The 10,236-nt window shown below is 31.6% G+C and carries 7 protein-coding genes; 4 read left to right on the top strand and 3 right to left on the bottom strand.

What is annotated here, in order from left to right:
• Positions 1 to 209: 209 nt before the first annotated feature.
• From ACKI3Q_RS00780 to ACKI3Q_RS00765, 4 genes are all read left to right on the top strand, one after another.
• Positions 210 to 668: a flavodoxin family protein gene (locus tag ACKI3Q_RS00780; protein WP_407413339.1), complete on the top strand. Its 459-nt coding sequence runs from the start codon at positions 210 to 212 to the stop codon at positions 666 to 668.
• A 324-nt stretch (positions 669 to 992) separates the two neighbouring features.
• Positions 993 to 3,401, top strand: coding sequence for a response regulator (locus ACKI3Q_RS00775; RefSeq protein ID WP_407413337.1), 2,409 nt, complete (start codon positions 993 to 995; stop codon positions 3,399 to 3,401).
• A gap of 15 nt (positions 3,402 to 3,416) precedes the next feature.
• The gene (locus tag ACKI3Q_RS00770) at positions 3,417 to 4,034 is read left to right on the top strand and encodes a hypothetical protein (protein ID WP_407413335.1); all 618 of its coding nucleotides are present in this window, start codon (positions 3,417 to 3,419) and stop codon (positions 4,032 to 4,034) included.
• Between the two features lie 15 nt (positions 4,035 to 4,049).
• Positions 4,050 to 4,658, top strand: coding sequence for a sensor histidine kinase (locus ACKI3Q_RS00765; protein WP_407413333.1), 609 nt, complete (start codon positions 4,050 to 4,052; stop codon positions 4,656 to 4,658).
• 61 nt (positions 4,659 to 4,719) lie between these two features.
• Here the strand turns inward: ACKI3Q_RS00765 and ACKI3Q_RS00760 are convergent, their stop codons facing one another.
• From ACKI3Q_RS00760 to gdhA, 3 genes are all read right to left on the bottom strand, one after another.
• Positions 4,720 to 6,597, bottom strand: coding sequence for a PP2C family protein-serine/threonine phosphatase (locus ACKI3Q_RS00760; protein WP_407413331.1), 1,878 nt, complete (start codon positions 6,595 to 6,597; stop codon positions 4,720 to 4,722).
• A complete protein-coding gene (locus ACKI3Q_RS00755) occupies positions 6,587 to 8,524 on the bottom strand; it encodes a PP2C family protein-serine/threonine phosphatase (protein ID WP_407413329.1) in 1,938 nt (645 codons plus the stop codon). Before ACKI3Q_RS00755 ends, ACKI3Q_RS00760 begins: the two co-directional genes overlap by 11 nt.
• Before the next feature lie 221 nt (positions 8,525 to 8,745).
• Positions 8,746 to 10,080 carry an NADP-specific glutamate dehydrogenase gene (gene gdhA / locus ACKI3Q_RS00750; RefSeq protein WP_407413327.1) on the bottom strand — a complete coding sequence of 445 codons (1,335 nt, stop codon included), beginning with the start codon at positions 10,078 to 10,080 and terminating at the stop codon, positions 8,746 to 8,748.
• Positions 10,081 to 10,236: the final 156 nt, after the last annotated feature.

Raw genomic sequence — 10,236 nt, 5'->3', positions numbered from 1 at the left:
TATCAATAATTTGAGCTTTATTTACAATGCCGTAATACTCACGATAGCACTCTTCCAAGAATTTATCGTCGTTTACAGTATCATAATGTTCTTTTCCTGTGAACGGATTCAATGAACTTCTATCATCTTTAGCCATAATAACAGTTTTGTGTTTAAAATGTTATAAATATTATTAAAATTAATTTATAAAAAATATATCAAGTGATACCATGAAAGTACTTGTAGCATATTATTCAAGAACAAATGTGACAAAAAAAGTTGGTGATGCAATTGCAAAATCACTGAATGCTGATGTAGAAGAAATAACTTCAACAGTCAAATATGAGGGAAAAATAGGTTATGCCCGTGCAGGCAAAGATGCCATGGGAGAAAAGATTATTAAATTAGGTGCTTTAAAATACAATCCATCAGATTATGATTTGGTATATCTCGGAGCCCCTGTATGGGTGGGGAAAGCTGCAAACCCTATACTATCATACATCAAACAGAATGAAGGGAAATTTAATGATGTCAAATTTTTTGCAACCGCAGGGTCAAGGGATTTTGATAAGATTTTCAAACAAATGCAAGACTATGTTGGAAAAGCACCTCAAAAAACATTAGAACTTACAACAAAAGAAGTTAAAAAAGGAGAATTTGAAGAAAAATTATCCTCCTTCATTAATTGATTGAACTGCTCTAATTTGTGGAATTCATGCAGTTCAAATTCCAACTTTTTTAAAATACCCTAGTTATCCTTTTACTAGGGCCTACAATAATCTTTGATATCTGAAAGATGATTTTCAGAAAAAATTCACATCACCATTAAAAAATTCCCTTTGTGTGCAATTCATCCACGACTTATAATCCATGAAGTTAAAACAAATTACACAATAATCAAATCAAGTTTAATACAAAAACAAAATAAATATGTAGTATATAAAAGAAATAATAAATAAACTATGAAAAGTTTTATAAACAATCACCAGCGCATATTTGAGTGATTGGATAATATGGCAATGAGGGAAAATATGGCTCCTGAAGATAATGAAATCAATTCAAAGTCCATTTTAATAGTTGAAGATGAATCTATTATCGCATTAAACCTAAAATATGATTTAGAGGATTTGGGTTATGAAGTAATAGATATTGTAGATACTGGTGATGATGCAATTGATAAAGCTGTCGAATACCGTCCAGATTTAACCGTTATGGATATTAATCTTAAAGGAGATGTGAATGGTATTCAAGCCGCTAAAAAGATTTTGGCATTAGATTTAGCAGTTATTTATTTAACTGCAAACACTGATGACATTACATTTAATGAAGCCACATCTACATCCCCAGCATCAGCATTCATTCCAAAACCATATGATATCAACACACTATCTAAAAATGTTGCTTTAGCTATTAACCGTCAGTCAGTTGAATCTGAAAAAATCAATGAAGCTAGAGGAATAGCTAAAGAAAAAAATAAACCTGAAGGCGATGTTTTAGAACTCGAAAGCGGAGAAACAAATCTGATAGAATCCGATGAAAAAGTAGATTATCAAAACTATATCCAGTATAATGATTTACAGCAAAAAGCTAAAGACGAATATAAATTATCAAACACTGCTATAAAACATTATGAGGATAAGGATCCGCAATCCAAAATAAAAATCATCGTTGTTGAAGATGAAGCAATAACTGCATTAAACCTGAAATATGATTTGGAAGACTTGGGTTACGAAGTTCCGGAAACTATTGATAATGGACCTGAAGCGATTGAAAAATGTAATGAAATATATCCAGATATTGTATTGATGGATATAAATTTAAAAGGAAAAATGAGTGGTATAGAAGCAGCTGATGAGATTAGTGAAATAGGAATTCCAATAATCTTTTTAACTGCGAATACAGACGATTTAACTGCATTTGAAGCACTGAAAACTGCACCATATGGTTATTTATCTAAACCATATTCAAATAAAGATTTAGAATTGACCATAGGTATGGTTCTTAGAAAACACGAAGAAGATGTCAAAACGATTATTAAAACCGAAAATAAAGTTTCTGAAAAGAATACAGAGCTCATTATTGAAAAAACAGATATAGGTATCATTTTAATTGCAAGTATAGCTTTAATCATTGCAAGTATATACCACCGCAATGTTACTTGGCTACAATGGGTTTTACTTATTCCTTCTGCAATAATGGTATTTTTAGCTCTAGTAAGTCTTAAAAAGCAAGACCCTGTTGAGGAATGGGATGTTCCTCCATTTGTGACATTGATAGTTCCTGCTCACAATGAAGAGCATACCATTGCAGAAACTGCAACAAGTTTAGCATCAATTGACTACTATTACAATGGAGAAGTTAATTTTGAACTTATTGTTTGTAATGATGGGTCCGAAGATAGAACCGGTGAAGAATTAGCTAAATTAAAAGATAAATTCCCTCACTTGAAAATTATTACACGTGTCCCGCCACGTTCAGGTAAGGGTAAAGGATTTGTATTGAATGATGCTCTTGAAATTTCTAAAGGGGAAGTTGTTGCGGTATTCGATGCCGATGCAAGAGTAGACCCTGATTTCCTCAGCATTATTATACCTTATTTGAACGATCCAGAGGTTCAAGGTGTTCAATCCCGTATTAAGATGTATAATAAAGATGAAAACTGGCTTACCTATATGCAACATGTTGAATTAGCCGGATTCGGTAATATCGTTCGTGCTAAAGACATATTGGGAAAGGCAGGATTTTTAGGTGGAAACGGACAGCTTGTAAAAAAAGATGCAATTTATGGTGGTGGAGGTTGGGACGGTTTTGCAATTACTGAAGATTTAAATTTAAGTGTTAAATTAATGATTGAAGGTAATGCAATTCGTTACTGTGGTGAAACATGGGTTTATCAAGAAGCGGTTCCAACTTGGAGACAATTATTCCGTCAAAGAGCCCGTTGGGCTATTGGTAACTTTGAAACATTATTCATATATGGAACAAAAATTATCAGGTCCCCAATGCCTGTTTTTAGAATGTTCGGTGTTCTGGAACATGTAGCATTCTATGGCTTGAATATGTTGGTGTTCTTCGGTTTCATTGTCTTTGCAGTTAATCTTATTGGATGGTTCATATTAGGCCAGACCACAATAATGAGAATGGATGCACCTTTACTTATCGGAATTATTTCAGCATTCGGTTTCTTCCCAGGAGCAGTAATCACCTTATCCAGAGATAAAATAGGCTTTTTCCCACTTATTTATGGTGTTTTTGGTTATTGGCTCTATAGTTTCCATTTAATTCCATTATTCTTCATTACATCATATCAGATGTTAACAAGAAAAGAAAGAACCTGGGCTAAAACAGTACATACTGGTGATGATGAAGGCGCTGAAGTAGTTGATGAAGATATTCCGATTGGTGAAATAGAAACTGAATAGATTAAGGTGAAATATATGATAATTAGAGAAAAAATAGCTTATATTATCTTAATAATAGTATTATTTACACTTATAATAAACCTAGGTTCCATTAACAACTTTTTAAGTTACCACACAGATAAAACAATTCAATTTAGTGATTCGGGTTATGTGGTACCTGATGCCTGGAATACGACTGACGAAATGAACATGACCGGGAAAAGCGGAAATGCAATGACTAACGGTTATGTAATTTTTGATGCATGGGATGACTGGCCTGAAGACTATATGGGACCCCACTCCCGAATGAGATTAGCATCTTTAGAGGATGGTGGATATAGGCCCGTAAAAAGTGAGGTTATCCAGTTAGGAGGTAAAAATGTTACAAGAGAATACTATACAAATCCTTCCAGAAATACAAATACAACCTATGACCATATGGGAGTGGTATACATCTTTACCAAACAGGATAAAAACTATTGTATTGAAATTCATTACTTTACCACAACCGATTATCACAATCAAAGCTTTACAAAAGAAATTGACGATCGTGTAGAGGACATGATGGCAAATATGGAAAATTTCAAATACAACTGGTACACTTCAACATTTAACAGATTAATGAACAATCAAAGTATCGAGTGGAATATATAACGACCGGTGTTGAAAATGGAAAATAGTAATTTAAATCCCGATGAAAAAAGGTCATTATTAAAAGAATATAATCACAGGATAAATAATGATTTACAAGCATTATTGGCATTTATCAAGTTACAAGGAAGATTTGGAGTAGACAATGATGAAATTATCAATTCATCATGCGTTTCAATTGCATCAATATCCGCCATACAGAATATGATGTATGATACGGACGATGATAAAAATTATATTAGTATCAAGGGATTTTTTGAAGATTTTATTAAAATCCTTAATGAATATTACTCCAAATTCAATATAAGATTTTCAAATGAAATTAAGACAGATTTTTATATACATCCTAAAAAAATGTTTCACTTAATGTTCCTCATTAATGAAATGATTAATCTGTCAATCAAGTTTTCATTTGAAGATGATTCAGAAAAACAGATAAGTTTCAATCTTGAAAAAATCGGAGAAAAATGTTTATTGACTTATTCAGATAATGGCTCAGGCATTAAAGAAACAATATCTGAATCAAGCAGAAGTACAATTTTATTTGAGCAATTAATAAAACAGATAGATGGAACTTTAGAATCTTCTGATACCAATTCCATCATTTCTATTGAATTTAGTTATTAGTAGGAATTACTCTTACTTTTATAACTAAATTATTAATTATAGACTGGAGGAGGAATAATATCTACCCATCCAAAATCTTAATCATGAACATTGTAATGTCGTCATTTTGTTCGCTGTCTTTGTAGAAATCATCTAAATCCGTTTTAACATGATTTATTACTTTATCCAAATCATCATTGGAATAAGCGTTTAAAACATCTGCCAGCCTGTCTTCACCATAATACATATCATTGCAATCTTTTGCTTCACTGACACCGTCAGCATATAAGAAAATTTCATCACCAGGGTTTAATTGAATTGAATTTAAACTATATTTTGCATCTTTAACTCTGGCTAAAGCCGAATCTGAAAGAGAATCTAAAAATTCAAAGTTTCCATTGACACTTTTAATTAAAGGCATATTATATTCTGCATTAACAAAACTCAATTCATTGGTTTTAATATTGAATTTAGCCATCCAGCAATTAACAGGCAACTTGCTATAATCATCATCACACAACAGATTATTCACTTCAAAGCACACTTCAGACAAATCTTCCACATATTTTGCATAATCCTGAATTAGAGTCATTACCTTAACCATTATCAATGAGGCAGGTATTCCCTTACCGTCAACATCCCCGATTACAAATACAACGTTGTCATCATCAATTTGGAAATAGTCGTAAAAATCACCGCAAATTTCACGGGCAGGCTTCATCAAACCACTTATTTTAAAGTTTTTACCCTCGCAAAAACTGTCAAAATCACCGGGAATCATAGCAGACTGGATGCTTTCAGCAAATTCCAATTCAGTTTTATATCTTTCGTTAGCTGCAGTGACCTTCACCACCTCATCAGTGTATTCCATCAAATCATTTTCCATATCCACTAATGAATCAGCCAATGTTTTTATTTCATTGGTAGTAGAAATAGAATTTAAAGTATCTTTTAAGTTACCATAATCCTCATAGGATTTAATGTCCTCAGATAATGAAGATGAAATCTTATTGATTGGATTAGTTATATATCTTTCCATTAAAAACATGTAAACATATGCAGGAACTACAAATAACAGTATAATATCAGGAATGTAGTCAACAATCAAAAAGAACGAAAGATACACATAAAAATAAAAATCATCAAAAGAGACCAAAAATGTAATTAAAGAAATTACAACAATGAATGCAACAATAACCAAAAACAGTGAAAAGATTAATTTATATGCAATGTTGATTCCAATTTCATTCTTAATATTGAAAACATCCTCATCATATGGTTTTAATAAAAACATTACCACACAAATAAATATCAATAATGTCGGATTGAAAGTTATAATCTTCAAATAGTATAATGCTCCAACTATTAGTGACAAGATTAAAGCAATGTCAAATATTTTCCTTGGCAAAATTTCCCTAAATTGAATTTTTGGAGAATATAGAGGTATTTTTAAATAGTTACATGAATACAATGCAATCAGTGCAATGAACAAACCTAACCATACAATACTCCCATATACCTCCCATTTCAAATAATTACTAGTGAACTGAGACAGGAAATATAAAAAAACAAAAAGTAATGCAAATATCAGGAAAAATTTTAGGAAATTATATGATTTACTTAAATTTGGAGTGTCATAACCATATTTATTTAAAACTGAATACCATAACTTCCAGACAAGAGTACCTGAGATAAAAACAACTATCACATTTATTAAAAGTATAGGAATATATTCCATAGGACTTGTAGATAGCAAATATAGAATTTGAACTGCACAACATCCTAAAACAGCATAAGGGCCAAATAACAGTCCTAATGCAGGAACAAATATTAAATCAGCATGATAATTATTAAGATCGAAAATAAATCCGAAAAGTATTATGAATACAATGTTTACGGCTGCAGAAAATAAAAAAATGAATTTTCTTGATTTGATGAGCTCATTAAATTTAAGCATCATTCTGACCTCCGGTATACCTTAAAATTATCATAGTTTCATCATCAAACTGATCCGGATTATCACAGAACCTACCTACATCCTCTTTAATTTCTGTTATAATTGTACTTAAACTTTCATCCTTAAATTTATTTAAGATTTCTCTTAAACGATCATCACCGTAAAATCCATGATAATTATTGTTGGCTTCAGTAATGCCATCAGTATATAAAAATATCATATCACCCGGCTTGAAATTTAAAGTTTTCGCAGTGTATGGAATGCCCCCTATTCCTCCAAGAACTAAATTTGCACGCTCCTTCAAATACTCAAAATCACCATTGTTCTGCCTTATCAACGGAGGATTATGGCCAGCATTAACATAAGAAATCTCACCGGATTTTAAATTTAACTTACCCACCCATGAAGTGACAAAGAGATCTTTATCATTTCTCTGACAGGACAAGTCATTGACAATAGAAACAACATCCGAAAGGTCATCATGGAAATGGGAATGATTTTTCATCAAATGCATTGTTTTGACCATGAACAATGTTGCAGGAATCCCCTTACCACTCACATCACCTATTAGAAAAGAGATATTTTCATCATCTATGTCAAAATAATCATAGAAATCCCCTCCAACTTCACGGGCAGGATTCATATATGCGTAAATTTCAAAACCTCTTCCTGCTGAAAACTCTTCAAAATTAGTTGGAAGCATATTCGCCTGAATTTTACTGGCTACATCAAATTCAGTTTCGAATCTTTCCTTTTCTATGGTGGTGGATCTAATCTCGTCAAGGCTACTTTTAATATTTTTACTCAATTGTATAAATGATTTTAATAATCTGGAAATATCATCATCATTTTTTAAATATTTTTTGAATTTCAAGTTGAAACTGTTCTGATCAATACCTGTTTTATTGGAGGCATATTCATTTACTGCATCAGTCAATTCATTAATAGGATTTGTTAAAATTTTTTCAACAGTCCTAATGTGAATCCGGACTAAAAAAAGTATAGTGATTATTGATATAGTCATGCCTATTGATGAAACAGTATTTACATTAAATCCAAAAGTCGAAAGATTTTCTAAACTAAACATTATATCATCGAAAAGATTGATTATGAACAGGCAAATGATAGCTATAAAAACAAAAATGATTTTTTCAATAACAGAATAATTTTCACGAGTTAAATTCAAATCAACATCTATGGAATTGATAAGATATATTATTAAAGAAAAGAGCATTAAAATTACTGCAACTGCTTTAACATGCCAATCGAAATCCAAAACAAAGGAAATAATAGCATAAACTGCGATAAATATAAAAAACACGATGAAATAACTGGAATTGATATTTCCAAAGGGATTCTTTTTTAATGGCATGTAAAACGGAACTTTAAAAAAGTTAAAAATACTGATAAGCAAAAAACCATAAATTATTGAATAATTGAAAAAGTAAAATCCATAAATAAATCTATTGATGAAGTCAAACTCATAGTATAATTGGGACATGGCGGAAAAAGATAACTTGAATAGAAAACCTACCCATAACTGATAGACACATGCCGCAATAGCCATTATTATAATAAACTTTAAAATATTATAAGATGAATTCAGACGTGGCCAGCTTAACTTTTCACCTTTAAAAATGGAATACCACAGTTTATAAGACAATACTGAAATGAAAAGTAAACCTAAACTATCCAAAAATGAAATAAAAACATCATGTCCAGTATAAACATCTAAAATGAATGAAGCAAGGGATTGGCCTAAACCTCCAATAGGACCAAACATCAAACCTAAAATAGGAGATAACGCCACATCAGAAATATAAATTTTTCCACCGACTCCAAGAATAACAAATAAAATATAAAAAATTGCACCTAGAGCAAATGAAAAAATAAAAATACCTGCCTTATTTTCAAAAAATTTCCTGAACATGATATTTCCTCTTTTATATTATATATTTAATTAATACTAATATATATTAAACATAAGTATATGTGATTTTATTCTAATTTTTAAAAAAGTTTTTACTTTTGTTTAATATATTAACTTCCAGATATGAATAATTGTGAATCTGAATCACTGCTGAAATAGCATTAATAATATTAGGTAATGGTATTAAAACAATTAAAAAAAAAGAAAAAAGTCAAGGAAATCTAAACGATTCCTTGTGCGTTCATTGCGTCAACAACTTTTTTGAATCCTGCAATATTTGCTCCTGCCACATAGTTTTTACCTAAATCATATTCATCAGCAGCATCAGCAGCATCAGCAAAGATGTTTTCCATAATAGTTTGGAGTTTTGAATCAACTTCATCAAAGGTCCAAGCTAATCTTTGTGAGTTTTGTGACATTTCTAAAGCGGAAGTAGCTACTCCACCAGCATTGGAAGCTTTACCTGGTGCGAATAATACATCGTTTTCTTGTAAGTATTCGGTTGCTTCAATAGTGGTTGGCATGTTTGCTCCTTCAGCAACTGCTAAAACACCATTTTCAACTAAGGTTTTAGCATCTTCTAATTGTAATTCGTTTTGAGTAGCACATGGTAATGCGATGTCACATTTAACTGTCCATACACCTTTACCTTCATGGTATTCAGCAGAAGGTCTTGCTTCAGCATATGCAGTTAATCTTTCACGTCTTACTTCTTTTACTTCTTTTAATAATTCTACATCGATTCCTTCTGGATCATAAATCCAACCAGTTGAATCGGAACAGGTTACAGGTTTACCACCTAATTGTTGAGCTTTTTGGATAGCATAAATTGCAACGTTACCTGCACCAGATACTGCAATGGTTTTTCCATTAATATCAATATCGTTTGCTTTTAACATTGCGTTTGTAAAGTATAATAATCCATATCCTGTTGCTTCGGTTCTTGCAAGAGACCCTCCGAAGGATAATCCTTTACCAGTTAATACGCCTTCGTATAATCCTCTGATTCTTTTGTATTGACCGAATAAGAATCCAATTTCACGACCACCTACACCGATATCTCCTGCAGGCACATCAGTATCAGCACCAATGTATTTGCATAATTCAGTCATGAAACTTTGACAGAATGCCATGATTTCCCTGTCAGATTTTCCTTTTGGATCGAAGTCTGATCCACCTTTTCCTCCACCAATTGGAAGTCCGGTTAAGGAGTTTTTGAAAATTTGTTCAAATCCTAAAAATTTGATGATACCTAAGTTTACTGAAGGGTGGAAACGTAATCCTCCTTTGTATGGCCCAATAGCTGAGTTGAATTGGACACGGTACCCAGTGTTAACATGTACTTGTCCGTTGTCATCAGTCCATGGGACACGGAATTTGAATTGTCTTTCTGGATTTGTTAATCTTTCAAGAAGTGCATCTTTCTTAAATTCTTCTTCATTTTCTTCAATAACAACCCTTAAAGATTCCAATACTTCGCGTACAGCTTGATGGAATTCTGGTTCTGAAGGGTTTTGTTCAATAATAGTTTCAATTACTTCATCTACGTATGACAAAATTATTCCTCCAATTTGACTATCAAATTAATTATTTTGATACGACAATAATTTTTATGTATTTTCTTATATTTAATAGTTTTCACTTTTTTAAAAAAAAATCGAATATAATTAATTATATCAATAAATTTATTAGACAACCATACAATAAAATAA

Source organism: Methanobrevibacter sp., assembly GCF_045636185.1.
Lineage (GTDB): Archaea > Methanobacteriota > Methanobacteria > Methanobacteriales > Methanobacteriaceae > Methanocatella.
Note: the sequence above shows the minus strand (reverse complement) of the source record. Positions and strands in the feature narration are given on the sequence as shown.

What these genes read in the sequence shown, in the direction of transcription:
- ACKI3Q_RS00780 (WP_407413339.1), top strand. Translation starts at nt 210, where the DNA reads ATGAAAGTACTTGTAGCATATTATTCAAGAACAAATGTGACAAAAAAA.
- ACKI3Q_RS00775 (WP_407413337.1), top strand. Translation starts at nt 993, where the DNA reads ATGGCAATGAGGGAAAATATGGCTCCTGAAGATAATGAAATCAATTCA.
- ACKI3Q_RS00770 (WP_407413335.1), top strand. Translation starts at nt 3,417, where the DNA reads ATGATAATTAGAGAAAAAATAGCTTATATTATCTTAATAATAGTATTA.
- ACKI3Q_RS00765 (WP_407413333.1), top strand. Translation starts at nt 4,050, where the DNA reads ATGGAAAATAGTAATTTAAATCCCGATGAAAAAAGGTCATTATTAAAA.
- ACKI3Q_RS00760 (WP_407413331.1), bottom strand. Translation starts at nt 6,597, where the DNA reads ATGATGCTTAAATTTAATGAGCTCATCAAATCAAGAAAATTCATTTTT.
- ACKI3Q_RS00755 (WP_407413329.1), bottom strand. Translation starts at nt 8,524, where the DNA reads ATGTTCAGGAAATTTTTTGAAAATAAGGCAGGTATTTTTATTTTTTCA.